The sequence below is a fragment of the Curtobacterium pomorum genome, from assembly GCF_044497295.1.
GTDB lineage: Bacteria > Actinomycetota > Actinomycetes > Actinomycetales > Microbacteriaceae > Curtobacterium.
The window spans coordinates 3,163,013-3,188,868 of the sequence record NZ_CP172409.1 but is presented as its reverse complement, the minus strand read 5'-3'; the positions used below and the strand labels follow the sequence as shown (position 1 = coordinate 3,188,868).

Below are 25,856 nucleotides of genomic sequence, written 5' to 3'. Positions count from 1 at the left end.
CCACGGGCCTCCAGTCCGCTCCGCGCCCCTTGCAGGGCACTCCCCACCTCCCCAAGGAACTCACCCCGTGCGATTCGGATACTGGACCCCGCTCTTCGGCGGCTGGCTGCGCAACGTCGACAACGAGAACATGCCGGTCACCTTCGACTACGTGAAGCGCTTGGCGCAGCGCGCCGAGCGGATCGGCTTCGACCTGACGCTCGTGCCGGAGCTCAACCTCAACGACATCAAGGGCACGGCGGCGCCGTCGCTCGAGGCCTGGTCGCTCGCGGCGGCCATCGCGGCGACGACCGAGCGCCTCGAGATCATGGCGGCGATGCGTCCCGGCTACCACCTGCCCGCGGTGACGGCGAAGCAGGCGGCGACGATCGACGACATCTCGTGCGGCCGCTTCACGTTCAACGTGGTGAGCGCGTGGTGGGCGGAAGAGGCCAAGCAGTACGGCGGAATCTTCTCGGAGCACGACGACCGGTACAAGCGGACCGCGGAGTTCGTCGAGGTCATGAAGGGGATGTGGCGGGAGACGCCGTACTCGTTCTCGGGCGAGTACTACGACGTCCAGAACGCCCACCTCGAGCCGAAGCCCCGCGTGACGCCGCGCATCTACGCCGGTGGCGAGAGCGAAGCGGGCAAGGCCGCGATCACGGGGTACGCCGACGCCTACGTCACCCACGGCGGCACGGTCGAGGAGCTCCGGACGAAGATCGCCGAGATGAAGCAGCGCCGGGTCGACGCCGGACTGCCGCCGTTCGAGGCGTTCGGCATGGCCGCCTACGTCATCGTCCGCGAGACCGAGGAGGAGGCGCAGGCCGAGCTCGCGCGGATCACCGACGTGCAGCACGGCACCGCGTACGAGTCGTACCAGGACTTCATCTCGAAGTCGCAGCTCGAGCACGTCCCCTCGCTCGAGGACTACTCGGTGTCGAACCGCGGTCTGCGCCCCGGGTTCGTGGGGACGCCGTCGCAGGTGGCCGACCGCATCCGGGAGTTCGAGGACGCCGGGGTGGACACGCTGCTGCTGCAGTTCTCGCCGCAGCTCGAGGAGATGGACCGCTTCGGCGAACAGGTCATCCCGCTCGTCCGCCCGTCGGTCGGGGCGCAGTCCTGATGGGTGCCACACCGACCAACGCCGAGGACGGCTGGGCGTTCGAGACCCGGCAGATCCGCGCCGGCTTCAAGGCCGACCCGGGGTTCGGTGGCAACGTCCCGCCGATCGCCCAGACCGCGGCCTTCGTCTACCCGTCCGGTGAGGACGCGGCGGACCGGTTCATGCTCAACGCGCCGGGGCACACGTACTCGCGGGTGAACAACCCGTCGGCGGCCGCGCTCGAGCGTCGGATTGCCGACCTCGAGGGTGGCATCGGTGCGTTGGCGCTGGCGTCCGGACAGGCGGCGACGTCGCTCGCCGTGCTCGGCGTCGCCCGCGCGGGCGACCACGTCGTGTCGAGCGCCTCGCTGTACGGCGCGACGTACACGCTGTTCGCGTCGACGCTGCGTGACCTCGGCATCGCGTTCACCTTCGTGCAGGACCCCACCGACCTGGACGAGTGGGCGGCGGCGGTGCGTCCGGCGACGAAGGCGTTCTTCGGCGAGTCCATCCCGAACCCCCGCGGCGACGTCCTGGACTTCGCCGGGGTCGCCGGGGTCGCGCACGAGGCCGGTGTGCCACTCATCGTCGACAACACCATCGCGACGCCGTACCTGGTCCGACCGATCGAGCACGGTGCGGACATCGTCGTGCACTCGGCGACGAAGTACCTGGCCGGTCACGGCAGCGCCATCGCCGGGCTCGTCGTCGACAGCGGCAACTTCGACTGGGCGGCGCATGCCGACCGGTTCCCGCAGCTGGCGACGACCGAGCAGTCCGGGTTCGCGAACACGAACTTCGCCGAGAAGTTCGGCCGCCGGGCGTTCATCCAACGCACCCGGTCGAAGCTGTCCGCCGACCTCGGTCCGGCGATCGCACCGTTCAACGCCTTCCTCGTGCTGCAGGGCATCCAGACCCTGTCCCTGCGCATGGAGCGGCACGTGTCGAACGCGGCCGCCGTCGCGACGTGGTTGGACGCGCACGACCAGGTGCTCGGCGTGCACTACGCGGGACTGCCCTCGTCGCCGTGGCACCACCTGCAGCAGCGGTACGTGCCGAAGGGCCCCTCGGCGGTCCTGGCGTTCGACCTGGACGGTGGGGTCGATGCCGGACGGCGGTTCGTGGCCGCCCTCGAGCTGTTCGACCACGTGTCGAACATCGGTGACGTCCGGTCGCTCGTCGTGCACCCGGCGTCGACGACGCACGTGCAGATGACGTCGTCGGAGCGGGCCGCTGCGGGTGTCGGCGACGGGCTCATCCGCCTGTCGATCGGCCTCGAGCACATCGACGACGTCCTCGCCGACCTGGCGCGGGGCTTCGCGGCAGCCGCAGCGGGATAGGTTGGGGGCATGACCACGTTGGCCGCCCCGACCCGCGTGCGGACGCGCGCCCCCGGCAAGATCAACGTGTTCCTGTCCGTCGGTGCACTGCAGGACGACGGCTACCACGACGTGGCCACGGCGTACCAGGCGGTGTCGCTGTACGAAGACGTCACGGCCGAGCCCGCCGACGACTTCTCGGTGACGTTCACGGGGCCGATCGACACGTCGAACGTGCCGGTCGACGAGTCGAACCTGGCGATCCGTGCAGCCCGGCTCGTGGCCGACGCCGCGGGACACCAGGGCGGGGTCCGGCTGACGATCGACAAGCAGGTGCCGGTGGCCGGCGGCATGGGCGGGGGCTCGGCGGACGCCGCGGCCACGCTGCTCGCCGTCGACACGCTCTGGGGCACCGCCCTCGGTCGCGAGGAACTGCTCCGCCTGGCCGCGCAGCTCGGCGCGGACGTGCCGTTCGCCTTCGCGGGCGGGACGGCCGTGGGTACCGGGCGCGGCGACGAACTCAGCCCGGCGCTGGCGAAGGGCGAGTTCCACTGGGTCCTCGCGCTGAGCGACGACGGGTTGTCGACCCCGGCCGTCTACCGTGCGCTCGACGAGCACCGCGAGCGCTACCGCGCCGACATCGCACCGGCGCCGTCCCACCCCGTGGTGGAGTCGAACGTGCTCCAGGCGCTCCGCGCCGGCGACCCCGACCTGCTCGCCGACTGCGTCCACAACGACCTGCAGGCCCCGGCGATGCGGCTGCAGCCCGGACTCGCGTCGACGCTCGAACTCGGCGAGAAGGCCGGGGCGCTCGCGGGACTGGTGTCCGGCAGCGGACCGACGGTGGCGTTCCTGGTCGGGGACCGTGACGCCGCGCTCGAACTGCAGGTCGAGCTCAGCGCAGCCGGTCTCGTCGCACTCCGGGCCACCGGTCCGGTGCACGGCGCCCGCGTCGTGCACTGACGGCGACGACCGTCAGCGGCTGTACTTCCACAGGATGACCGTGTCCGTGTGCCAGTACCGCACCACGTGGAAGCCCTGGTCCTTGAGCGTCTCGGAGACCTGGGGTCGGATGTTCCGCGACGTGGCGCCGACGAACCACACGGTGTCGATGTCGGTCAGGCGTGCCGGCACGGTCGTGGCGATGTCGCCGTTCACGTTCCACAGCTGACCGCGCTCCGCGCCCGTGCTCGCCACCGCCAGGTCCCGCATGCCGCTGAAGGCCTCCGGGTAGGCGTCGGCGATGACCTGCGCGGTCGCGGTCGGGTGCCCCCAGACGCTGCCGTAGACCACCCCTTCGTCGGCGTCGGTGGTCACGTCCCGCTCGCGTTCGATGATCGCCGCCGCGTTCGCCCAGTGCGAGGACTGCTTGGCGTGCGGCAGTCGCACGATCGTGCTCGTCGGCACGGACAGCAGGACCATCGCGGCGACCGCGACGGCGACCCAGCGCCGCGGACGGAGCGCCGTGATCGCGAGTCCGATCAGGAGCGCGACGAACGGCAGACTCAGGCTGGCGTACTTGGGGGAGTACAGGTGTTCTCCGGCGGCGGTCGCGGCGACGAGCAGCGCGGTGGGCACGATCGTCAGGGGCACGGCGACACGGACGGCCTGCATGCGGAGCACCTCGCGGGCTCCGGATGACGGGCGTCGGGCCGCGCGGACCGTCAGCACGACCGCGACGATCATGAGCAGCCACGCGACGGCGGCGTACGGGTAGACGACCCCGAACCACGCGGTCGCGAACACCTGGCGCAGCGTGGCCCACCCGATGCCGGTGATCCAGCCGACCTGCTTGGCCTGCCCCGCAGCGAGGCCGATGAACGGCAGCACCACCACGGCTGCGGCCACGGCGGCGACGGCCCAGCGGACGGCGACGGCACGGTCCACCATCGCCGAGGGCACCGCACCGCTGCGGTCGGTGACCGACGCCTGCCGGCGGGCCGCCCGGTCGGCGACGCCGGTCCACGCGAGCACGACGCCGTGCGCCACGACGGCGAGGGCCAGGTAGACGTTGAAGAGGACGGCCACCGCTGCGAGCGCCCCGTAGACGACCCACCACCGCGTCGCGTGGTGCCGAGCCCGGGTGCGACGGACCGCTGTCAGCCCGACGAGGGTGAGCAGCGCGGCGAGTGTGGTGACGGTCGCGTAGGGGCGGCCCTCGGTCCCGGCCCAGGCGACGCGGGGCAGCAGCAGGAAGACCACGCCGGAGACGACCCCGAGCCGGACGCCGCCGAGCCGCCGGCCGAGCGCCACCACGAGCGCGGCGGCGATCCCGATCGCCAGGGCGCTGGGGAAGCGGAGCGTGAACGGGGAGTACCCGACCAGCGCGAGCCAGACGTGCATGAGCGCGTAGTACAGGCCGTGCACGGCGTCGACGTTCTGCAGCTCCGCCCAGAGCGCCGGCCAACTGCGCTGCGCGCTCGTCAGGGTGGCGGCTTCGTCGTACCAGACCGACGGCACCCACGTGAAGGCCGCGGCGACGACGACACCGACCGCCCCGACGGTGATCTCGGGCGCACGCGCCAGGGTCCGCACGGTCGACAGGGCGAGTGCCCGGAGCCGTGCTCGCGTCGACGCGTCCGACGTCGTGCGTCGGACCGTGACGGTGCCGGTGCGGGGGGAACTCACGCCCGCGACCGTACCGAGCGGCTCTGAGCATCCGCCGCGTCCACCCGCTGAGCATTCACATGCAGGGATTCGGTGCGACCGGCCAGAATGACGGGATGGACCCCCTCGTCGCCCCCGTCGCAGCGCTCTCCCCGTGGCGGACACGGCTCGGCTCGCGGACCGCTGCCCTCTCCGACGTCGGCGCCGACGGGCTCCGCCGTCTGGCCGCTTCACGCGTCCTGGTGGTCGGCGCCGGCGGCCTCGGCGCGCCCGTCGTCGCGTACCTCGCCGGTGTCGGACGGCTCACGGTCGTCGACCCGGACGTGGTCGACGCGACGAACCTGGCGCGCCAGACGCTCTTCACGGCGGCGGACGTCGGCTCGTCGAAGGCCGAGGTCGCCGTGGCCCGCGCCCGCGCCGTCGACCCGGAACTCGACGCGGTCGCCGTGGTCGGGTCCTTCACCCCGGAACTCGTCGCCGGGCACGACGTGGTCGTCGACGCGGCGGACTCCGTGCTGGTCACCCGGGCGGTCTCGGACGCCTGCGCCGACGCCGGTGTGCCGTTCGTGTGGGGCACGGTCCTCGGCCAGGACGGGCAGGTCAGCGTGTTCCGCGACGCCGGGCCGGACGGCGTCGACTTCCACGACCTGCACCCGGAGGCGCTGCCCGACGAGGGATCCTGCGCCCTGGACGGCGTCGTTCCCGCACTGTGCGGCGCCGTCGGAGCGGTGATGGCCGGACAGGTGCTCGCCCTGGTCACCGGCACCGGGGAACCGTTGCTCGGACGGGTCCTGACCGTCGACGCCCGCCGGTGGCGGTGGAGCGAGAGCGTCGTCCGGCGTGGCCCGGCATCACGACGACCCGTCGTGGTCGCTCCCGCCGGCGCCGACCGGATCGCCCCGTCGGCGCTCGCCGCACGTCTGGCCGACCCGACGGACCGGGTGGTCGTCGTCGACGTGCGCACCGACGCCGAACGCGCGGACGGCGTGGTCGCCGGTGCCGTCACGGGTGACGTGGTCGCCAGCGACGCCGACGCGGCGGACGTGGTCGTCTACTGCGCCCGTGGCCCGCGTGCGGACGCATGGGCTGCCGCACAGCCGGCCTGGAGGCGCGTGGCGGTCCTCGACGGCGGGTTCGAGGCCTGGCGTCGCGAGGGGTTGCCCGTGGCGATCGAGCGCACCGCCTGATCCGACACGGATCGGGTCCATGGCGCCGCTTCCGCGGCTAGGATCGTCACATCATGACGCAACTGCGGATCCGCGATGCTGCTGCCTTCCTCGGTGTCAGCGACGACACCGTGCGCCGACTCGTCGACGGCGGCACCTTCCACCGGACCACGGACGAGGCCGGTCGAGCGGTCGTCGACGGTCGGCAGGTGGCCGAGTACGCCCGGACGCGGAGCACCGAGCTCGCCGATCCGGCGTCGGGCGTGAAGAGCTCGGCGCGGAACCGGTTCGTCGGCATCGTCACCGACCTGGTCGTCGACACCGTGATGGCGCAGGTCGAACTGCAGTGCGGCCCGCACCGCGTCGTCTCGCTCATGAGCGCCGAGGCGGTGCGCGACCTCGGGCTCGAGGTCGGGTCCGTCGCCGTCGCGTCGGTCAAGGCCACGATGGTCGCCGTCGAGGCGCCCGCACTCCAGGAGGACCTCCGATGAGCCGTCGTTCCCGCTCGCTGCTCGTGCCCCTCGCCGTCGTCGCGGCGCTCGGCCTGTCGGCGTGCTCGACCACCGACGCCCCGGCGGGGTCGTCCTCGTCGGGGTCGACGACCGCGACGGACCGCGGTGCGACCGGCTCGATCACGGTCTTCGCGGCGGCCTCGCTCCAGCAGACGTTCACCACGCTCGGCAAGGACTTCGAGCTCGCGAATCCCGGCGCCTCGATCGAGTTCTCGTTCTCGGGCTCGAGCGACCTGGTCACCCAGATCCAGAACGGTGCACCCGCCGACGTGTTCGCCTCCGCCGACGAGGCGAACATGTCGAAGCTGTCCTCGACCGACCTGGCGAGCGGGTCACCGCAGGACTTCGCGACGAACGTCCTCGAGATCGCCGTCGCGCCGGGCAACCCGAAGGGCATCACGAGCCTCGACGACCTGACCGGGTCCGGCGTCCAGCTCGTCACGTGCGCCGCCCCGGTGCCGTGCGGTGCCGCGACGGCGAAGGTCGCATCCGCCGCGGGCGTCGACCTGCGGCCCGTCAGCGAGGAGCAGTCCGTCACCGACGTGCTCGGCAAGGTCGAGTCCGGTCAGGCCGACGCCGGGCTGGTCTACGTGACCGATGTGCAGGGCGCCGACGGCAAGGTCGACGGTGTCCCGTTCGACGAGTCGAGCAAGGCCGTCAACACGTACCCGATCGGCGTGCTGAAGGAGTCCGAGGACCCGGAGCTCGCGCAGGCGTTCTCCGACTACGTCCGGTCCGCCACCGGCCAGAAGGTGCTCACCGCCGCCGGGTTCGGGAAGCCGTGATCCGTGGCCTCGCGGGCTGAGGGACGGCCACCGGTCGCCTGGTGGGTCCCGCTGCCCGCGGTGCTGGGCGGTCTGTTCGTCGTCGTGCCCGTGCTCGCGATGCTCGGTCGGGTGGACTGGTCGTCGTTCGTCGCCCTCGTCACCTCCACGGCATCGCTCACCGCACTCGGACTCAGCCTCGGCACGGCACTGACCGCCACGGCCGTCGCGTTCGTGCTCGGCTACCCGCTCGCCGTGCTGTTCGCCCGGTCCCGCTCACGGTGGGTCGGGGTTGCCCGCGCCGTGGTGCTCCTGCCGCTCGTGCTGCCGCCCGTCGTCGGCGGTCTCGCGCTGCTCGCGGCGTTCGGCCGCCTCGGGGTGGTCGGGGCGTTCCTCGACGACCACGGGCTGCACATCGCGTTCACCACCACGGCGGTCGTCATCGCGCAGACGTTCGTGGCCATGCCGTTCCTGGTGTCCGCGATCGAGGGGGCGCTCCGCGTGGAGGGGGACCGGTACGAGCGGGTCGCCGCGACCCTCGGCGCCGGTCCCACCCGCACGTTCCTGACCGTCACCACCCCGCGGGTCCTGCCCGGCATCGTCTCCGGACTGGTGCTCTGCTTCGCGCGTGCGCTCGGCGAGTTCGGCGCGACCCTGACCTTCGCGGGCAGCCTGCAGGGGGTCACCCGGACCCTGCCCCTGGAGATCTACCTGCAGCGCGAGGTCGACCCCGACACCGCCGTGGCCCTGGCGGTCGTGCTCGTCGTGGTCGCCGTCGTGGTCATCGGTGCCTCGTCGCTCCGCACCCGGGGCGTGGCCGCGTGACCGGGGTCGCGGCGCGGATCGTCGTCGAGCGGCGGGACGTCGACGTCGCCCTCGAGGTCGGCGCGGAGGAGTGCGTTGCGGTCATCGGGCCGAACGGCGCGGGCAAGTCCACCGTGGTCGAGGCCATGGCCGGTCTGCTGCCGATCGACGCCGGGCAGGTGGTCCTCGGCAGCACCGTCGTGGCGGACCACAGCCGGACGGTGCCCGCCCACCGCCGCCGCATCGGGCTCGTCGCCCAGCGGCCCGACCTGTTCCCGTTCCTCGACGTGATCGGCAACGTGGCGTTCGGCCCGCGGTCAGTCGGGGTCCGACGTGCCGCCGCCCGGACCCGCGCGCTCCGTGCGCTGGCGGCCGTCGGCGCCGACGGCCTGGCGGACCGGTCGCCGGACACGCTGTCCGGCGGGCAGGCCCAACGCGTCGCGATCGCGCGGGCACTGGCCACCGACCCGGCGGTGCTGCTGCTCGACGAACCGACGTCGGCGCTCGACGTCGCCGCACGTGACGAGGTCCGTGCAGCGCTCCGGACCGCGATCGCCGGGCGCCCGAGCCTCCTGGTCACGCACGACCCGGTCGAGGTCGTCGCCCTGGCCGACCGGGTCGTCGTCGTCGAGCACGGCCGGATCGTCGAGGAGGGCACCCCCGCCGCCGTGCTCGGACGGCCCACGAGTGCGTTCGCGGCGGCGTTCTCCGGGCTCGCGCTGGTGCGCGGGACCGCCACCGCGGGTGGGATCGCGACCGACGGCGGCGGCGAGCTGGTGTCGGGGACGCACGCCGTGCCTCCCGGTCGGCCCGCCCTGGGCGCCTTCCACCCGACGGCCGCCCGGCTGACGCGGGACGGCGCCGGGCCGGTGCGCACCGTCACGTCGCTCGAACCGCGGGACGGACTGGTGCGGGTGCGCGCCGGGGACCTCGTCGCGGACCTGACCCTGGCGCGGGTGACCGCACTCGGGATCGGACCCGGTGACGCGGTCCGCGTGGACGTTCCCGCCTCCGAACTGGCGGTCTACGCGCCGCTCGGTTGAGACAATGGTCGGATGACCTCCTGGTTCCCCAAGGCGTGGCCCGTGGCCATCCCGATCCTGGCGGCCGTCGTGCTCGCGTTCTCCTACGGCCGCTACGGGCTCGGTACGGCCGTGGTGGTCGTCGTCGCGGTCGTGCTCGCGGTCACGGTGCTCGCCGCCGTCCACCACGCCGAGGTCGTCGCGCACCGGGTGGGGGAACCCTTCGGGTCACTCGTGCTCGCCGTCGCGGTCACGATCATCGAGGTCGCGCTGATCATCTCGCTGTCGAGCTCCGGCGGTGCCCAGGCCGAGACCCTGGCGCGCGACACGGTGTTCTCGGCCGTGATGATCACGATGAACGGGCTGGTCGGCCTCGCGATCCTGATCGGGACGCTCCGGCACAACACCGTGCGGTTCAACCAGGAGGGCGCCAGTGCCGCGACGATGACGGTCGCCGCGCTCGCCGTGCTGACCCTGGTGCTGCCGACGTTCACCACCGGCACCGACGACGCGTCCTTCACCGGGACGCAGCTGGTCTTCGTGGCCGTGGCGTCGCTCGTGCTCTACGGACTGTTCGTCGTGACGCAGACCGTCGCCCACCGTGACTTCTTCCTGCCGGTCAACCGTGCCGGCGGGGTGCTCGTCGAGTCCGAGGACGCCCACGCCGCACGCCCGTCCGGTCGCACCACGATGGTGTCGCTCGGGCTGCTGGTCGTCGCCCTGGTCGCCGTGGTCGGGCTCGCCAAGGTGGAGTCGCCCGCGATCGAGGCCGGCGTCGCCGCGGTCGGCTTCCCGCCGTCGTTCGTCGGCGTCGTGATCGCCCTGCTCATCCTGCTGCCCGAGGGCATCGCCGCGTCGAAGGCCGCCGCCCGCAACCGGATCCAGACGAGCCTGAACCTGGCGATGGGGTCGGCCATGGCGTCGATCGGTCTGACGATCCCGTCGATCGCGGTCGCGTCGCTGTTCATGCCGGGCACGCTGCTGCTGGGGCTCGGGCCGTCGCAGATCGTGCTGCTCGCCCTGACGATCGTCGCCGCGGTGCTCACGGTGCTGCCGGGCCGTGCGACGCGACTGCAGGGCGGGGTGCACCTGGTGATCTTTGCCGCGTTCATCGTGCTGTCCGTCTCGCCGTAGGGGGCGGGGGGGCGCGGCGGCGTACCTGATCGATTCGAGCGTACCTGGTCGAAAGTTCGCACCAGGTATGCCCGGAAGCACCAGGTATCGCGAGCGTTCTGGGAAGGAACGAGCGCCGCTCAGCCGCCGGCGAAGGGGGGCATGACGTCGACGACCGCGACGCCTTCGAGCACGGTGCTGCGATCGCGGGTGGTCACGCCGTCGACCAGGTACGAGCACCGCTCCTGCAACGCACCCCAGCGCGGAGGATCGGCGGCGGCGATCTCCCGCAACGCCTCGTCGATCGTGCCCGCCTCGGTGGTCGAGGAGTCGGCGCCGACCGCCGCCCGGGCAGCGGCGAAGAACCGGATCGTGGTCATCGTTCAGCCGCCGATCGCACTCATGCCGCGCGTGGGGTGCACGAGCTCGTCGCTGTCGTCGCCGTGGTCCCGCGGCTTCGCCCACATCGCCCGGCGCCACAGCTCGGCCACCTCGTCGTCGGAGGCCCCCGCGCGCATCGGACCGAGCACGTCGGTCTCCGCGTCGGAGAACAGGCAGCTCCGGACGTTGCCGTCGGCCGTCAACCGGGTGCGGGTGCAGTCGGCGCAGAACGACTCGGTGATGCTCGCGATGATCCCCACCGTGCCGAGCGGCGCACCGGAGCGCGCGTCCTGCACCCGGTACCGCTCGGCCGGGGCGCCGTCGCGCGGGGCATCGTCCGGCGTCAGCACGAACGACGACGCCAGCAGCGCACGGGTCTCGGTCGCGGTCACCATCTCGGTGCGGTCCCACGCGTGGTCGGGGTCGAGCGGCATCTGCTCGATGAACCGCAGTTCGTAGCCGCGGTCGAGGCACCAGCGCAGCAACTCCGGCGCGGCCTCGTCGTTGATCCCGCGTAGCAGCACCGCGTTCACCTTGATGTCGAGGCCGGCGTCGTGTGCGGCCGACAGTCCGGCGATGACCTTGTCGAGGAACGGGCGGCGGGTCACGGTGGTGAACACGTCGGGGTCGACGGTGTCGAGCGACACGTTCACGCGCCGCAGCCCGGCGTCGTACAGGGCCTGGGCGCGGTGGGCGAGGCCGATGGCGTTCGTGGTGAGCGACAGTTCCGGGGCGTCGGGCAGTGCGGCACACCGGGCGATCACGTCGACCAGGTCGTGCCGGAGCATCGGCTCGCCGCCGGTGAACCGCACCTTGCGCACGCCGAACCGCGACGACCCGATGCGGACCAGTCGCTCGATCTCCGGAGCGGTCATCAGTGCGTCGTCGGGGGCGAACGGCAGCCCGGCGGCCGGCATGCAGTAGGTGCAGCGCAGGTTGCAGCGTTCGGTCAGGGACACCCGCAGGTCGATCGCGCGACGCCCGAAGCGGTCGACGAGTCCGGCGGACGCCGGGTCCACGGTCGTGCCGAGCAGGGTCGCGGGTGCCATGCGGCTCAGCGTACGTGCTCGACGCGCCGGAACGACAGCCGTTCCCACCAGCGCCGCCAGTCGGACCGGCTCGTGCGCAGGAGCGTGACCACCACGATGACGGCCACCGCGGCGAGCAGCCACCACCGGTAGGCGTCCGTCGACGGCCACACCCCGCGCAGCGCGATCGCGAGTCCGATCGACAGCCACTCCCACCGGCCGGACAGCACCACGAACGGGATGAGCAGCAGCGCGTACCAGGGGTAGCGCGGGGTCACGGCGAGGAACGTCACGCCGATCATCAGGACCTCGCCGGACCACGGCCTGGACGGGTCGGACAGGCGCCACGCGACGAACGCGGCGAGCAGCACGGCGAGCCCGACCACCACGGTCGCCGCGTCGCCCCGGAAGACCATCGACACCAGGGCGAACCGCGAGCCGTCCTCGTAGCCCTCCTCGCTCAGGTAGCCGGGCAGGTACCCGAGCACGTCGAGCCCCGTCGTCAGCACGTACGGCACGTAGAGCAGCCCGAACACGGCGATGCCGACCGGGATCGCCCACCAGGACCGCCACCGGCCGAGCAACGGCGGGTACACGATCGCCGGGATGAGCTTGGTGGCCGTGGCCGCTCCGAGTGCGATCCCGCCCCAGATCGGTCGGCCGAACGCGACGAGCACGGCACCCGCGGTCGCGAGCGCCGCGCCCAGGGCGTCGACGTGCGAGTTCGTCACGGCCTCGGACGCCACCAGCGGCGACCAGGCCCAGAGTGCGGCCCACCACGTCGGGCGACCGGTCTTCCGCAGCACCACCACGAGGGCGACGGTCACCACGAGGGACAGCAGCAGGCCCGCCACCTGGAACGGCATGTACTGCGCGGTGGCCGGCACGAAGGCGCGGACGGCGGCGAACCAGAGCTGCGCCATGGGCGGGTAGATCGTCGTCACGTCCGGCCGGTTGATCGCGGTGCAGTGGCCGTCCGCGCCGTCGCCGAGGCCGCGGAACCGGGGCTTGAGGTCGTCGCACGTGCCGTCCACCTTGTCCGGGAACAGCCAGTCGGGCCGAAGACCGGACAGTGCCGTGGACTGGGGGGTGTGCGCGTACGGTGAGACACCGGCATGCTGGACGATGCCGTCCCACGCGTACCGTGCCGAGTCGGTGCTCGTGCTCGGGGGACCGGCCAACGCCGCGAGCCCGACCACCACCGCCCCCACCACGACCACGGCGGTCGTCCACCGGGCGGGCACGAAGCGCAGTGCGAGCACGGCGATCACGAACACCGTCCAAGCGATCAGCGTCCATGCAACGAATGACGAACGAGTGTCGGAACGGAGGAACCCCAGATGCGTGACGCCGAAGGCGATGGCGCCCGCGAGGGCCAGGACTCCGACGACCGCTCCCACGACGGCGAGACGGGCACCCGGACCGACGGCGGAGGACGGTCGGACGGCACGCAGTCGGTCGCTCATGGTCCGTCGAGGCTAGCGGGCGTGCGACACCTGCTGTTCGAGGCGCGGGCCGCGCTGGCCTCGCCGAACCGGAACGCGCGCTCCGCGGTGGTGCTCGGACGACTGCTCGGCCTGGCGTTCGTGGTCTGCTTCGGGACCGGCATCTACAGTCACCTGCTGCAGGAGCCCCTCGGCTGGATGCGGTTCCCGACCCGGCCGACGCAGCTCTACCAGTTCACGCAGGGCCTGCACATCACCACCGGCATCGCGATCATCCCGCTGCTGCTGGCGAAGCTCAACACCGTCATGCCCGCGCTGGTGCAGGTGCCGCCGGTGCGCGGCGTGCTGCACCTGTTCGAGCGACTCTCGATCGCCGTGCTCGTGTCGGCGTCGATCATCCAGGTCACGACCGGTCTGCTCAACACGTACCAGTGGTACCCGTGGCCGTTCCCGTTCCGCCAGGTGCACAACGCGATGGCGTACGTGATCATCGGGTCGCTCGTCATCCACATCGCGGCCAAGCTGCCGGTCATCGCCCGCTACTGGCGGAAGCGCGACTCGTACGACGAGCAGGGCCGGTTCATCGCGGACCCCGCGTCCGGCAGCGAGCTCCTTCCGCCGACCCGGGAGGCCCGGCCCGCGTCCGCCCCGCACGATGCGGTCTCCGAGACCGCCGGGTCCACGGCACCCGGCCTGCTGGGCCGCGTGTTCCGCTGGATCGACGGGGTGGACGAGGTCGCCGCGCAACCGGCGGCCGACACGGCGGAGCCGACCCGGGCCTCCCGGTCGGTCGACGAGCGTGCACAGGGCCGACGTCAGCGGATCGCGCGACGCGGGTTCTTCGGCGGCGTGACGGCCGCGGTCGTGGGCGTCGTCGCCCTGACGGCGGGGCAGTCCTCGAAGCTCGCCGAACCGTTCAACGTGTTCGGAGCGCGCCAGCGCGGTCTCGGCGCGAACGGCCTGCCGGTCAACCGCACCGCCCGTGCGGCGGGCGTGCTCGCCAGCGCCACCGCCGCGGACTGGACCCTGACGGTCGTCGGACCCGACGTGACCCGCACCTTCGTGCGTGCGGAACTCGTCGCCCTCGGTACCACCGAGGTCGACCTGCCGATCTCGTGCGTCGAGGGGTGGAGCCAGATGGCGACGTGGAAGGGCATCCGGATGCGCGACCTGCTCGGTGCCGTGCAGGCCGAACCCGGCTCGCACGTACGGGTCACGAGCCTGGAGCGGCACGGCGGCTACCGGATCATGGACATGGGGCCGGAGTACGCCGAGGACCCGACGACCCTGGTGGCGCTCGAACTGAACGGTTCGACGCTCGACCTGGACCACGGGTTCCCGGCGCGGGTCATCGCTCCGGGGCGGCCGGGCGTGCTGCAGACCAAGTGGATCGAGAAGATCGAGGTGCTGCGGTGAAGGCCGCGCGGATCGTGCTCGTCGTGGTCGGCGTGCTGGTGATCGCGTTCGGGGCGTCCGTCCTCGTGACCTCCGTGTCGCCGAAGCGCATCGGTGGGTTGGCCGCCTGGCTGCTCGGTGCGGTGATCCTGCACGACGCGATCCTGTCGCCGTTCGTCGTCGGTGCCGGGCTGCTGCTCCGGCGGGCCGGTCGGTCCCTGCGGGCCTGGGTGCTCGTGGTCGTGCAGGCGGCGATCGTGCTCGGCAGCGTGCTCGCGCTCGTGGTGCTGCCCGAGATCGCTGCGAAGCGGCACGGGCAGAAGAACCCCACGATCCTGCCGTTCGACTACGGCACGCGGTTGCTGATCGTCGAGGGCGTGCTGCTGCTCGTGGTCGTGGCGGTGCTCGTCGTCGGGGTGGTGCGGGCGCGGCGGTCTGTCGTGCGCGGCTCGCGGACCACTGGTTAAAGCGACAACCTTTCGGTAGGATGACGACATGACCGACGAGACCCCGTGGCTCACCCGCGAGCAGCTGCGCGCGTGGATGAAGCTCGTGGCCGTCATGGAACTCCTGCCGGCCGCGCTCGACCAACAGCTGCAGCGCGACGCCGACCTGACGCACTTCGACTACATGGTCATCGCGATGCTCTCCGAGACCGACAGCCGCACGCTGCGGATGTCGGCGCTCGCCTCGGCCACGAACGCCTCGCTGCCGCGGCTGTCGCACGTGGTGTCCCGCCTCGAGAAGCGCGGACTCGTGACCCGCTGCCCGTCGACCTCGGACCGCCGGGCCACCGACGTCCGGCTCACCGACGCCGGCTACGCCACCATCGTCGATGCAGCACCCGACCACGTCCGCACCGCTCGCCACGTGGTGATCGATGCCCTGAGCGAGGAGCAGGTCGTCCAGCTCGACGGCATCGCGGCCGCACTGCTGACGCGGCTCGACCCCGAGGGGCGGTTCGCGGCGCTGACGTACCCGCGGGACGACGACGACACCGCGATCTGCGAGCAGCGGCTGACGGGCGCCAGCACCGACTGAGCGGTCTCGGTCGGCGCGCTGCCGGCGTCGGCCGACTCGGCTGGTGCGCTCGGTCGTTGCAATAGGCTCGGCCCATGACCGACCCCGCCGCGCCGTCCGACACGTACTCCTACCTCGGACCGGCCGGCACCTTCACCGAGGCGGCCCTCAAACTCGTCGACGCTGCGGCCGGCAAGCCGTGGCGGAGCGTCAACAACGTCGGTGAGGCCCTCGACGACGTCATGTCCGGCCGTTCGGTCGGCGCGGTCATCGCGATCGAGAACAGCGTCGACGGCGGTGTCAGCGCCACGCAGGACGCCCTCGCCCGCATCCCCGGCGTGCGGATCGTGGGGGAGTACCTGGTGCCGGTCGACTTCGTGCTCGTGGCACGCCCCGGCACCATGCTCGCCGACGTCCGCACCGTGAACGCCCACCCGGTGGCGTACGCGCAGACCCACAACTGGCTCGAGGCGAACCTGCCCGGCCACGGCCACATCCCGGCGTCGTCGAACGTCGCGGCCGCGCTGGCCCTGCTCGAAGCGAACCCCACCGCCGACGCCGCCGTCGCCCCGCCCGGCATCACCGACCACCACGACGTCGTCGTGCTCGCGTCGTCGATCGGCGACAACGCCTCGGCCGTCACCCGCTTCGTGCTCGTGTCGAAGACGCTCGCGCTGCCAGAGCCGACCGGCGCCGACAAGACGAGCGTCATCGTCGAGCTGCCCGCCGACCACCCCGGCGCCCTGGTCGACATGCTCGAGCAGTTCGCGACCCGCGGCATCAACATGGGGCTGCTGTCGTCGCGCCCGATCGGCGACGAGCTCGGCCGCTACCGGTTCGTCATCGACCTGGACGGCCACGTGCAGGACGAGCGGGTGGCCGACGCCCTGCTCGGGCTGCGCCGGTTCAGCCCGCGCGTGACGTTCCTCGGGTCGTACCCGCGGGCCGACGGCGTGCAGCCCGAGGTACCGACGCGCTACTCCGACGCGGCGTTCGTCGAGGCGCGGGACTGGCTGCGCGCGATCGTGTCCGGCGAGCCCGACGCGGGCTGACGCGCGGCGCTGGCTCGTCGGTCGGCGCTGCTCGGTGCGGTCGCACGGTGCCGCTCCCGTCGGCCGATGCTGCTCCGCCGCACGGTGCGGCTCTTGTCGGCCGGTGCGAGGTTGCCGGCTCCGTGCGCCGTTACAACCTCGCACCGAGCGCGCAACCGCGCACCAGTCGAACGACCCCGCACGGTGCGTGATCACCCCGGTCCGCACAACCGCGCACGTGCTGAACAACCCCGCACGGTGCGTGATCGCCCGGCCCGCGCAACCGCGCACAGGCCGAACAACCCCGCACGGTGCAGCGCGGGCACCTCCCGGCTCAGCGCTTGCGGCCGCGCACCCAGCTCGGCCGCGGCTCGACCGTCGGCACCTTGACCGTCAGCGAACCGGGGTCGATCCGGGCGCGGAACGCCGTGATCTCGCCCACCGGGTCGCCGTCGATCTCGAACTCGTCGGGCTTCTCGAGCCGCAGCGTGAACTCCTCGCCGCGCATGTAGCGCAGCGGGCGTTCCTGCTTCGCCGCCGTGGTGATGCGGCGGCCGATCAGGGTGTCGGACAGCGCCGAGCGTCGGAACCAGCGCAGGATGCCGTTCTCCCAGAACACCCGCGCGCCGATCCGGACCCAGCCGAAGAACCCGCGGGGCCGCATCACGACGATGTCGAACACCCCGTCGTCGATCTCGGCGTCGGGCAGGAGCATCGCGTTGGCCTGCAGCATGCCGCAGTTGCCGACGATCACCGAGTGTGCCCGCACCGACCCGTTGCGGGCCGAGTCGTCGAGCCGGTACTTGAACTCGAAGCCGTCGGTGTCCCGCACGGAGCGCAGGAGCGAGTCGAGGTAGGCGAGCCAGCCGACGCGCTTCTTCAGCTCGGGGCGGGTGTTCGCGATCATCCGGGCGTCGAGCCCGAGGCCCGCCATCACGACGAAGCCGAACTGCTCGCGGGCGCCGTCGGGCCGCTCGACGCCGAGCAGTCCGAAGTCGATGGAGCGGTCGTGTCCGGAGAAGATCGTGTGGGCGCTGTTCGCCAGGTCGTCGAGGGGGAGCTTCATGTTGCGGGCGAGCAGGTTGCCCGTCCCGCTCGGCAGCAGTGCGAGCGCGGCACCGGAGCCGTGCACGACCTCGGCGACCGCACGGACGGTGCCGTCACCACCCGCGGCGGCGACGACGTCGGCCCCGGCGTCGAGCGCTGCGCGGGCCATGCCGCCGCCCGGGTCTTCCTCGGTGGTCTCGAACCACAGGGTCTCGGCCCAGCCGGCCTCCTGCTGGTGCTGCTCCACGGTGGCCTTGAGGGTGGGCAGGTGGACCTTGACCGGGTTGTAGACCACGGCTGCCGTCCGGTGCTCGGTGGGGAGGGCGTCCTGGTCCGCGGGCGCGGTCTCCGAAGGGGTCGACATGCGACCAACGGTACCGATCGGATGCTGCGCGTGGACAGCCCCGCGCGGACGGTCGACGTGGATGTGGCCGCCTCTAGGATGGAGCGGTGATCGATCCCCAGCTGCTTCGTGACAACCCGGACGTCATCAAGGCCTCGCAGGAGGCCCGCCGCGCATCCGTCGCCGTCGTCGACGAGGCCGTCGCCGCCGATGCCGCCCGCCGCAGCGCGATCACCGCGTTCGAGTCGCTCCGCGCCGAGCAGAACGCCTTCGGCAAGACCGTCGCCAAGGCCCCGAAGGACGAGAAGGCCGCGCTCGTGCAGCAGGCCCAAGCGCTCTCGGCGCAGGTGAAGGAAGCCCAGGCCACCGTCAGCGCGGCCGAGGACACCTTCAACTCGGTCGTCCGCGCCATCCCGAACGTCGTCCTGCCCGGCGTCCCGGCCGGTGGCGAAGAGGACTTCGTCACCCTCCGCACCGTCGGCACGAAGCCCGAGTTCGACTTCGAGCCGAAGGACCACGCCGATCTCGGCGAGCACCTCGGCATCATCGACATCCCCCGCGGTGTGAAGGTCTCCGGCTCGCGCTTCTACTTCCTGCGCGGCCTCGGTGCCCGGCTCGAGATCGCGCTCATGTCGCTCGGCCTCGACCGTGCCATCGCCGCCGGCTTCGAGCCGCTCATCACCCCGACGCTCGTCCGCCCCGAGACCATGGCGGGTACCGGCTTCCTCGGTGAGCACGCGGCCGAGGTCTACCGGCTCGAGGCCGACGACCTGTACCTGACCGGCACGAGCGAGGTCGCCCTCGCCGGCTTCCACGCCGACGAGATCCTCGACATCGAGAACACCGCGCACCGCTACGCCGGCTGGTCGACCTGCTACCGGCGCGAGGCCGGGTCGGCGGGCAAGGACAACCGCGGCATCCTGCGCGTGCACCAGTTCAACAAGCTCGAGATGTTCGCCTACGTCCACCCGGACCAGGCCGAGGCCGAGCACGAGAAGCTGGTGTCGTACCAGGAGCAGATGCTGCAGGACCTCGGACTGCACTACCGCGTGATCGACGTCGCCGCCGGTGACCTCGGCACGAGCGCGGCGAAGAAGTACGACATCGAGGCCTGGGTCCCCACGCAGGGCACGTTCCGCGAGCTCACCTCGACCTCGAACTGCACGACGTTCCAGGCCCGTCGCCTCGACATCCGCTACCGCACCGAGAGCGGCAAGACGGCTCCGGTCGCCACCCTGAACGGCACCCTCGCGACGACCCGCTGGATCGTCGCGATCCTCGAGACGCACCAGCAGGCCGACGGCTCCGTCGTCGTGCCCGAGGTGCTGCGCCCCTACCTCGGTGGCGTCGAGGTGATCGAGCCCCGATGAGCGCGCAGGGGCGGTTCGTGGACGGTGCGGCGCAGGGCGCGGGCACCGGTGCTCCCGCCCGCACGAAGCGCTGGCTGGTGGCCCTCGACATCGACGGAACCACCATGCGCGAGGACGGCGTCATCACCGAGGCCGTGGTCGCCGCCGTGCGCGATGCCGAGGCCGCTGGACACGAGGTCATGCTGTCGACCGGTCGCAGCGAGGGCATGACGGTGCCGTTGCTCGAGACCCTCGGCATCGAGCCGAAGTACCTCGTCTGCGCCAACGGAGCGCTGACCCTGGCCCGACGTCCGGACGGCTCCTACGAGCGCGTCCACGTCGAGCACTTCGACCCGAGCGACGTCCTGCAGACCATCCGCGGGGCCCTGGAGAACGCGGCCTTCGGCGTCGAGGACGAGACCGGCCACTTCCGGCTCTCCGAGAACTTCCCCGCCGACACGATGACGAACGCCGGCGAGCTGGTGCCGTTCGACCAGCTGCTCACGGTCGAGGCCACCCGCGTCGTCGTGATCTCGCCGGAGCACGGGCTCGAGGAGTTCCTGCAGATCGTCGAGGACATGGGCCTGCACAAGGTCTCGTACACGGTCGGCTGGACCGCGTGGCTCGACATCGCGCCAGAGGGCGTGACGAAGGCCACCGCGATGGAACGCGTGCGCGAGTGGCTCGACATCCCGCGCTCCCGCGTCTTCGCCGCGGGTGACGGCCGCAACGACATCGACATGCTCCGCTGGGCCTCGACCTCCGGTCGCGGCGTCGTCATGGGCCAGGCTCCGGACGACGTCGTCGACGCCGGCAACGAGCTCACCGGTGGCGTGTCCGACGACGGCCTGGCAGCGGCGCTCGACTCCCTGCCGCGCTGATCTGCGCTGACGCGCACGGCGGACGGGAGGCCCGTTAGACTTCCCGGGACGCGATCACGTCTCGCCACGTGGTCGCGTCACTGGAGGGTTGTCCGAGCGGCCGATGGAGCCTGTCTTGAAAACAGGTGGGCAGAGATGTCTCGTGGGTTCGAATCCCACACCCTCCGCCATGGACACCCGGTTGCGCCTGCTCCGCGTCGACGACGCGGCGATGCTCGCCGCCGTCATCACCGCGAGCGCCGAGCACCTGCGACCGTGGGAGCCGACCCGGGCGCCGGCGTACTTCACCGAGCAGGGCCAGCACGACGTCATCGTGCAGTCGCTCGCCGCGGAGCGCGCGGGCACCGCGGTCCCGTTCGTGATCGAGTCGACGGACGGTGAGCTCCTCGGGCGCATCACGCTGAGCGGCATCACCCGCGGCGCACTGCAGTCGTGTGCGATGGGGTACTGGATCCGCGCCGACCGACTCCGCCAGGGCCACGCCTCCCGCGCCGTCGCCGCTGCCGCCGGCCACGCGTTCGACGTGCTCCGACTCCACCGGGTGCAGGCCGAGACCCTTCCGGAGAACGTCGGGTCGCAGCGTGCGCTCGAGTCCGCCGGGTTCACCCGCTACGGGTTCGCGCCGGAGTACATCAAGATCGACGGGGCCTGGCGTGACCACGTCATGTTCCAGCTCCTCGCACCACCGCCGGCCACGCGGCGCACTCGATGATCGAGGTCGTCGACCACCAGCCGTCGTGGCCCGAGCGGTTCACGGTGTTGCGGGACGCGTACGCCGCCGCGCTCGACGCCGCCGGCGCGCCCTATCGCAGCATCGAGCACGTCGGCAGCACCTCGGTGCCGGGCCTCGCCGCGAAGCCCGTGATCGACGTCGACATCGTGGTCGATCCCGAAGAAGTCGCGGCGGCGGTCGCAGCGCTGACCACGATCGGGTTCGGGCCACGAGGAGACCTCGGTGTCCCCGACCGGCAGGCCTTCCGGACACCGGAGCACTTCGCCCCGACCAACACCTACGTCGTCGTGGCCGGGTCGCTCGCGCTCCGCAACCACCTGGCCGTCCGCGACGTCCTGCGCGCCGACCCGGAGCTCCGGAACGAGTACGCCGCGGTGAAGCGCCGAGCCGCTGCCGAGGCCCAGGACATCGACGACTACATCGAGCGCAAGAGCGAGGTGCTGGCCCGGATCCTGCTCGCCGGCGGCTTGTCGGACCGGGAACGCGCCGCCATCACGGCCACGAACCGCCGGATCACCGGCCGCGGCGCCGGCGGTTGACCCGTCCCGCTCACGGCACGAACGGCAGCGGGTACGGCATCAGGAGTTGGCCGTCGGTGAGCGGCATCAGCGCCGCCATCCCGACCAGGGAGCTCGTGACCAGCGCGACCGCGGCGAACCACCACGCCGATCGGCGGCCGCGGCGTGCCCTCCGGGCGGTCAGCAGCAGCAACCCGAAACCGATGACGTGCGCGACCACCACCACCGGGAGGCCGAGGGACAGCGCGCCCTCGTTCGGGTGCGAGAAGTCGTCAGCTGAACGTCGGTTGTCGACGTCGGACGCCAGGTACAGCCAGAACCACGTGGCGAAGCCCGCGACCGTCCCGAGCGCTGCCGTCACCCAGAACAGGGCCGCCCACCCCGCGGACGTCCACCCCGTGCGCCGCTCCGACACTGCCCCCGCCGTCCCCATGCGGTCATGGTAGCGGCGGGGGCTGCCGGGTCGTCCACGAGTGTCAGGCGGTGGCGAGCGCCGGGTAGAGCGCCGTCAGCGGCGCGCTGAGTCCAGCGCGGACGTCACGGCTGACCTGGTCGGCCAGCACCTCGTGCTCACCGGCCTCGACAGCGTCCCAGATGAGCCGGACGATGTCGGCCGGGTCGGACTTCTCGACGTCGAGCCCCGCGGTCATGCCGGTGTCGGTGTAGCCGAGGTGCGCGCCGACGACCTGGGTGCCGTGGGGTGCCAGCTCGAGGCGGAGCGAGTTCGTGATGGACCAGAACGCCGCCTTCGATGCCGAGTACGCACCGGCGAGGGCGACCCAGCTCAGGGCCGAGTGCACGTCGATCAGCGCGCCGCCGCCGATCGAGGGGGCGAAGGCCTTGGCGACGCGGAGCGCACCGAAGACGTTCGTCGCGAAGATGCGCTCGACCTCCTCGACCGAGGTGTCCACGAGCGGGTCGGCGCCAGCGATCCCGGCGTTGTTCACCACGACGGTCACGTCGGCTGCGGCACGAGCGGCGGCGTCGACGCTCTCCTGGCTGGTGACGTCGAGGGCGAGCGGCACGATGCGCTCGTCGTCCCAGGTGCGCGGGGTGCGGGCGGTCGCGTAGACCTTGGCGGCACCGCGGTCCAGGGCCTGCTGGACGAACTCGGCGCCGAGGCCGCCGTTCGCTCCGGTGACGAGGACGATCGCGTTGGTGAGGTCGGTCATGAGGGGCTCCAGTCGAAGAAGGTGAGTACGGAAAACGAACCTAGCACGTTGTGTCCGGAAATCGAACTCAGCTAGGATGGACGCATGCTCGGCATCCTCGGCGGCGACGAGCGCTGCCCCATCGCACGGTCCCTCGACGTCCTCGGCGAGAAGTGGACGCTCATGATCGTGCGCGACGCCCTCGCCGGCTCGACGCGCTTCAGCCAGTTCCAGCAGAGCCTCGGCGTCCCGCGCGAGGTGCTCACGGCGCGTCTTGCCTCACTCGTCGACGGGGGAGTGCTCGAGCGCACGACCTACAAGCCGGAGGGTGCCCGGGCGCGCGAGGAGTACGTCCTCACCGACGCCGGCCGCGATCTCTCGCTGGTGCTCCTGGCGCTCGGTGGCTGGGCGGACCGGTACCGCCCCACGGAGCTGACCTCGGACCTGCGCTTCGTGGACACCGATTCCGGCGAGCCGGTCGAAGCGGTCGCGGTGACGCAGGAGTCCCAGCAGCGTGTGCCGCTCCAGCGGCTCACCGCCGTCATGGACCCGGCCATCTGACGGACGGCAGGGACGCGGCGGCCCCGCCCCGCGCCTCCCGACCGTCGGTGGGTGCGTCAGCGACGCACGTCGCACCCGCAACTCGCGCCCAGGACCAACTCGGCGGGCACCAGGTCGCGGTGCCACTGGTTGTCCGCGTCGAGTCCGAGCACGCGGTCGACCGCGGCGATCGCCATCGTCTCGATCGGCTGCCGGACCGTCGTGAGCTGCGGGTTCGTGTAGTCCGCTTCGGCACCGCCGTCGAACGACACGATCGCGACGTCCTCCGGTGCGCGCAGGCCGAGCTCCCACAGCGCCCGCAGGACGCCGACGGCCTGCATGTCCGAGCTGACGAAGACGGCGCGGGGTCCGGTCTCGTCGCCGAACATGCGGAGTCCGGCTTCGTAGCCGCCCCGTCGGGTGAAGTCGCACCGGACGATCGGGCCGTCGGGCAGCCCGGCGTCGCGCAGGGCCCGCATCCACCCCTGTTCACGGAGTTCCATCGACCCGGCGTGCCCCATCACCAGGCCGATCGACTCGTACCCGTGCTCGACCAGGTGCCGGGTGCCGTCGTACGCGCCGCGCAGGGCGTCGACGCCGATGCTGGCGTAGTCGGGGACCTCGAAGAAGGTGTTGAGCAGGACCAGCGGGATGCCCGGGTCGGAGACGTTGGACAGGTCCGGGTGCGTCATGATGCTCGTCAGGATGATGCCGTCGACCTGCCGTGCGGACAGGCTGCGGAGCCGCTCGCGCTCCTGGGTGGCGTCACCGTCGCTGTTCGCGAGCAGGACGTCGTAGCCGCGGGCGGCTGCGGCGTGGGTGACCTCGACGGCGAGCTCCGACCAGAACGGGTTGTCGAGCTCGGGGACGATGAGGCCGAGCATCTTCGACGACCCGGTGCGCAGGGCCTGGGCGCTGGCGTTCGGGCGGTAGCCGAGGACCCGGATGGCGTCGCGGACCCGGGCGGCGGTGGCGGCCGCGACGGGCCGGGGGCCGTCGTGCACGACGTAGCTGACGACGGAGGTGCTCACGCCGGCGTACCGGGCGACGTCGGCGCGGGTGACCGCCCTCGGGGTCGTCGGGACGGTCACGGGTGCCACCTTCGTCGGCTCGGGAACGGCGTTCGGGTGCCGGCCCGTGCGGACCGGCACCCGAACACCACGTGCTACTCGCTGGCGATCCTAGACGAGGGCACCGCCTCGACGGTGTCCGGGGCGTCGCCGAAGTCCGGCACCTCGAGGCGGACGCCGCCCTGCAGGGCCGACTGGTGGGCGATGATGCCGGGCAGCGTGAAGCGTGCGGCGGTCCAGGCGTTCACGGGCGGCAGGGTCCGGTCGACGACGGCGCGGACGAAGTCGTCGGCCAGGAACTGGTGCGAGCCTTCGTGTCCGGTCGGCACGCCGGCGTACTCGGCGGGCAGGCGGTCGGTGTCGTGCACCTCGGCGTACCCGGAGACGAACGCGTCGCGCAGCGAGGGGTCGACGCCGGCGAGACGCGGGTCGTCGAGGTCCATCGTCGCCTGCGTGTTGATCTTGTCGCTGATGTCGTGCGAGTCCTCCTTGTCCTGCCAGACGCTGACCTTCGCGAGCTGCTCGAAGCTCGCCTCGGTGCCGAAGTAGCGGAAGCGCGACTCGCGGATGTGCGACGGGTAGCCGACGCGGCGCATCTCGTTGATGCGCATGACGCCGCCGTTGTCGAGTTCGAACAGGGCGGTGGCGTTCGAGAAGTCGTTGTCGAACTGGCTGACGTCCTTGTCGAAGACGCCGTCGCCGCGGTCGTCCTTGATGCCGATGCAGCTGACGCTGACCGCGTGTCCGGGGATGGCGCCGAGGACGCCACCGACCGAGTGGGTCGGGTAGAGCATGGGCGGGTAGCTGGCGGTGCGCTTCCAGTCCTCGCCACCGCTGAACTGGTACGCGGCGTAGAACCCGAGGTCCATGTCGTGCACGTAGTCGCCCTCGGAGTAGAAGACCCGGCCGAAGGCGCCGTCGGCGACCTGCTTGCGGGCGAACACCGTCGCGGGGTTGTAGTAGCTCGTCTCGCCCATCATGTAGGTGAGCCCGGTCTCGCGGACGGCCTCGATGATGTCGCGGATCTCGTCGACCGAGATCGCCATCGGCACCGCCGAGTACACGTGCTTGCCGGCCCGGAGCGCCTTGACGACGAGCGGCCCGTGCGTCCAGCGCTGGGTGAAGATCGCGACCGCGTCGACGTCCGAGGCGAGCACGGCGTCGAAGTCGGCGAACGTGCCGTCGAGGTGCTGCGACTCGACGAGTTCCGACGCGCGGTCGTCGACGAGGTCGGTCACGAAGACGCGGTCGACGTCCGGGTGGAGCTTGAACAGCTTGGCGAACTGGGGGGCGAACTGGCCCGCGCCGACCATTCCGACAGAGATCATCAGTGACCTTTCCAGGGGTGAGGGATGCGTCGCCGGGCAGGTCGCGCCGATGCGATCGACCGCCATCCTGACACGATCGTCTACACGTGACAACCCCCGATTCAAACCGGGAAGAAGCCCCTTGCCACCCCGTGTCCCCACGTGTAGATTCCCGGCTCACGGACTGCTGCACGTCAGTCCACCGCAGACGAAGGAGTCGCGA

At 71.9% G+C, this 25,856-nt stretch carries 27 protein-coding genes and 1 tRNA gene; 19 read left to right on the top strand and 9 right to left on the bottom strand.

Annotated elements, in window-relative coordinates:
* The first annotated feature begins 67 nt into the window (after window positions 1-67).
* Genes ACGH48_RS15235 through ACGH48_RS15225 form a run of 3 tightly spaced genes read left to right on the top strand, consistent with a single transcriptional unit; the run spans window position 68 to window position 3,369 of the window.
* Complete coding sequence (locus ACGH48_RS15235; protein ID WP_396289184.1) at window positions 68-1,108, top strand: LLM class flavin-dependent oxidoreductase; 1,041 nt, start codon at window positions 68-70, stop codon at window positions 1,106-1,108.
* On the top strand, window positions 1,108-2,427 hold the full coding sequence (locus tag ACGH48_RS15230) for an O-acetylhomoserine aminocarboxypropyltransferase/cysteine synthase family protein (RefSeq protein WP_396289182.1): 1,320 nt from the start codon (window positions 1,108-1,110) through the stop codon (window positions 2,425-2,427). The genes ACGH48_RS15235 and ACGH48_RS15230 overlap by 1 nt, the downstream gene beginning before the upstream one ends.
* A 9-nt stretch (window positions 2,428-2,436) precedes the next feature.
* Complete coding sequence (locus ACGH48_RS15225; protein ID WP_123314233.1) at window positions 2,437-3,369, top strand: 4-(cytidine 5'-diphospho)-2-C-methyl-D-erythritol kinase; 933 nt, start codon at window positions 2,437-2,439, stop codon at window positions 3,367-3,369.
* 12 nt (window positions 3,370-3,381) lie between these two features.
* Here the strand turns inward: ACGH48_RS15225 and ACGH48_RS15220 are convergent, their stop codons facing one another.
* A complete protein-coding gene (locus ACGH48_RS15220) occupies window positions 3,382-5,034 on the bottom strand; it encodes a glycosyltransferase family 39 protein (RefSeq protein ID WP_396289180.1) in 1,653 nt (550 codons plus the stop codon).
* Window positions 5,035-5,129: 95 nt separating this feature from the next.
* Between ACGH48_RS15220 and ACGH48_RS15215 the strand changes: the two genes are divergently transcribed.
* Genes ACGH48_RS15215 through ACGH48_RS15190 form a run of 6 tightly spaced genes read left to right on the top strand, consistent with a single transcriptional unit; the run spans window position 5,130 to window position 10,415 of the window.
* Complete coding sequence (locus ACGH48_RS15215; RefSeq protein ID WP_396289179.1) at window positions 5,130-6,200, top strand: ThiF family adenylyltransferase; 1,071 nt, start codon at window positions 5,130-5,132, stop codon at window positions 6,198-6,200.
* Window positions 6,201-6,253: 53 nt separating this feature from the next.
* Entirely contained in the window at window positions 6,254-6,670 is a 417-nt protein-coding gene (locus ACGH48_RS15210; protein WP_340196726.1) for a TOBE domain-containing protein, read from the top strand.
* Complete coding sequence (gene modA, locus ACGH48_RS15205) at window positions 6,667-7,476, top strand: molybdate ABC transporter substrate-binding protein (RefSeq protein ID WP_396289178.1); 810 nt, start codon at window positions 6,667-6,669, stop codon at window positions 7,474-7,476. The genes ACGH48_RS15210 and modA overlap by 4 nt, the downstream gene beginning before the upstream one ends.
* Before the next feature lie 3 nt (window positions 7,477-7,479).
* Window positions 7,480-8,280 carry an ABC transporter permease gene (locus tag ACGH48_RS15200; RefSeq protein WP_396289177.1) on the top strand — a complete coding sequence of 267 codons (801 nt, stop codon included), beginning with the start codon at window positions 7,480-7,482 and terminating at the stop codon, window positions 8,278-8,280.
* Window positions 8,277-9,302, top strand: a complete 1,026-nt coding sequence (locus ACGH48_RS15195) for an ABC transporter ATP-binding protein (protein WP_396289176.1) — start codon at window positions 8,277-8,279, stop codon at window positions 9,300-9,302. Before ACGH48_RS15200 ends, ACGH48_RS15195 begins: the two co-directional genes overlap by 4 nt.
* Window positions 9,303-9,314: 12 nt before the next feature.
* Window positions 9,315-10,415 (top strand): calcium:proton antiporter, encoded by a 1,101-nt coding sequence (locus tag ACGH48_RS15190; protein WP_396289175.1) that lies wholly within the window; start codon window positions 9,315-9,317, stop codon window positions 10,413-10,415.
* Between the two features lie 119 nt (window positions 10,416-10,534).
* Here ACGH48_RS15190 and ACGH48_RS15185 read toward each other — a convergent pair whose 3' ends face one another.
* The 3 genes from ACGH48_RS15185 to ACGH48_RS15175 are packed head-to-tail and all read right to left on the bottom strand — an operon-like array spanning window position 10,535 to window position 13,269.
* Window positions 10,535-10,774, bottom strand: coding sequence for a MoaD/ThiS family protein (locus ACGH48_RS15185; protein ID WP_396289174.1), 240 nt, complete (start codon window positions 10,772-10,774; stop codon window positions 10,535-10,537).
* 3 nt (window positions 10,775-10,777) lie between these two features.
* Window positions 10,778-11,824 carry a GTP 3',8-cyclase MoaA gene (gene moaA / locus ACGH48_RS15180; protein ID WP_396289173.1) on the bottom strand — a complete coding sequence of 349 codons (1,047 nt, stop codon included), beginning with the start codon at window positions 11,822-11,824 and terminating at the stop codon, window positions 10,778-10,780.
* Window positions 11,825-11,829: 5 nt separating this feature from the next.
* Window positions 11,830-13,269, bottom strand: coding sequence for a glycosyltransferase 87 family protein (locus tag ACGH48_RS15175; protein WP_396289172.1), 1,440 nt, complete (start codon window positions 13,267-13,269; stop codon window positions 11,830-11,832).
* Between the two features lie 21 nt (window positions 13,270-13,290).
* Here ACGH48_RS15175 and ACGH48_RS15170 point away from each other — a divergent pair, with 21 nt between their 5' ends.
* The 4 genes from ACGH48_RS15170 (at window position 13,291) to pheA (ending at window position 16,715) form a co-directional block, all read left to right on the top strand.
* Window positions 13,291-14,664, top strand: a complete 1,374-nt coding sequence (locus ACGH48_RS15170) for a molybdopterin-dependent oxidoreductase (RefSeq protein WP_396289171.1) — start codon at window positions 13,291-13,293, stop codon at window positions 14,662-14,664.
* Window positions 14,661-15,110 (top strand): hypothetical protein, encoded by a 450-nt coding sequence (locus ACGH48_RS15165; protein WP_396289170.1) that lies wholly within the window; start codon window positions 14,661-14,663, stop codon window positions 15,108-15,110. Before ACGH48_RS15170 ends, ACGH48_RS15165 begins: the two co-directional genes overlap by 4 nt.
* Before the next feature lie 28 nt (window positions 15,111-15,138).
* The gene (locus ACGH48_RS15160) at window positions 15,139-15,684 is read left to right on the top strand and encodes a MarR family winged helix-turn-helix transcriptional regulator (RefSeq protein WP_396289169.1); all 546 of its coding nucleotides are present in this window, start codon (window positions 15,139-15,141) and stop codon (window positions 15,682-15,684) included.
* 74 nt (window positions 15,685-15,758) lie between these two features.
* The gene (gene pheA, locus ACGH48_RS15155) at window positions 15,759-16,715 is read left to right on the top strand and encodes a prephenate dehydratase (protein ID WP_396289168.1); all 957 of its coding nucleotides are present in this window, start codon (window positions 15,759-15,761) and stop codon (window positions 16,713-16,715) included.
* 313 nt (window positions 16,716-17,028) lie between these two features.
* On the opposite strand, the gene ACGH48_RS15150 is transcribed toward pheA, so the two are convergent.
* Complete coding sequence (locus ACGH48_RS15150; RefSeq protein WP_396289167.1) at window positions 17,029-18,105, bottom strand: diacylglycerol/lipid kinase family protein; 1,077 nt, start codon at window positions 18,103-18,105, stop codon at window positions 17,029-17,031.
* An 86-nt stretch (window positions 18,106-18,191) separates the two neighbouring features.
* On the opposite strand from ACGH48_RS15150, the gene serS reads away from it, so the two are divergent.
* From serS to ACGH48_RS15125, 5 genes are all read left to right on the top strand, one after another.
* Window positions 18,192-19,454, top strand: a complete 1,263-nt coding sequence (gene serS / locus ACGH48_RS15145) for a serine--tRNA ligase (RefSeq protein WP_396289166.1) — start codon at window positions 18,192-18,194, stop codon at window positions 19,452-19,454.
* The gene (locus ACGH48_RS15140) at window positions 19,451-20,314 is read left to right on the top strand and encodes an HAD-IIB family hydrolase (protein ID WP_123314216.1); all 864 of its coding nucleotides are present in this window, start codon (window positions 19,451-19,453) and stop codon (window positions 20,312-20,314) included. The genes serS and ACGH48_RS15140 overlap by 4 nt, the downstream gene beginning before the upstream one ends.
* A gap of 82 nt (window positions 20,315-20,396) precedes the next feature.
* Window positions 20,397-20,484: transfer RNA gene (locus ACGH48_RS15135), tRNA-Ser, on the top strand.
* The gene (locus tag ACGH48_RS15130; RefSeq protein WP_340196746.1) at window positions 20,484-21,026 is read left to right on the top strand and encodes a GNAT family N-acetyltransferase; all 543 of its coding nucleotides are present in this window, start codon (window positions 20,484-20,486) and stop codon (window positions 21,024-21,026) included. The genes ACGH48_RS15135 and ACGH48_RS15130 overlap by 1 nt, the downstream gene beginning before the upstream one ends.
* The gene (locus tag ACGH48_RS15125) at window positions 21,023-21,586 is read left to right on the top strand and encodes a GrpB family protein (protein WP_396289164.1); all 564 of its coding nucleotides are present in this window, start codon (window positions 21,023-21,025) and stop codon (window positions 21,584-21,586) included. The genes ACGH48_RS15130 and ACGH48_RS15125 overlap by 4 nt, the downstream gene beginning before the upstream one ends.
* 10 nt (window positions 21,587-21,596) lie before the next feature.
* On the opposite strand, the gene ACGH48_RS15120 is transcribed toward ACGH48_RS15125, so the two are convergent.
* Window positions 21,597-21,998 carry a hypothetical protein gene (locus tag ACGH48_RS15120; RefSeq protein ID WP_123314187.1) on the bottom strand — a complete coding sequence of 134 codons (402 nt, stop codon included), beginning with the start codon at window positions 21,996-21,998 and terminating at the stop codon, window positions 21,597-21,599.
* Between the two features lie 43 nt (window positions 21,999-22,041).
* On the bottom strand, window positions 22,042-22,737 hold the full coding sequence (locus tag ACGH48_RS15115) for an SDR family oxidoreductase (protein ID WP_396289163.1): 696 nt from the start codon (window positions 22,735-22,737) through the stop codon (window positions 22,042-22,044).
* Window positions 22,738-22,821: 84 nt separating this feature from the next.
* On the opposite strand from ACGH48_RS15115, the gene ACGH48_RS15110 reads away from it, so the two are divergent.
* On the top strand, window positions 22,822-23,277 hold the full coding sequence (locus ACGH48_RS15110; RefSeq protein WP_123314185.1) for a helix-turn-helix domain-containing protein: 456 nt from the start codon (window positions 22,822-22,824) through the stop codon (window positions 23,275-23,277).
* A gap of 56 nt (window positions 23,278-23,333) precedes the next feature.
* Here ACGH48_RS15110 and ACGH48_RS15105 read toward each other — a convergent pair whose 3' ends face one another.
* Complete coding sequence (locus tag ACGH48_RS15105) at window positions 23,334-24,347, bottom strand: LacI family DNA-binding transcriptional regulator (protein WP_260233157.1); 1,014 nt, start codon at window positions 24,345-24,347, stop codon at window positions 23,334-23,336.
* Between the two features lie 74 nt (window positions 24,348-24,421).
* A complete protein-coding gene (locus tag ACGH48_RS15100) occupies window positions 24,422-25,654 on the bottom strand; it encodes a Gfo/Idh/MocA family protein (protein ID WP_396289162.1) in 1,233 nt (410 codons plus the stop codon).
* Window positions 25,655-25,856 lie beyond the last annotated feature (202 nt).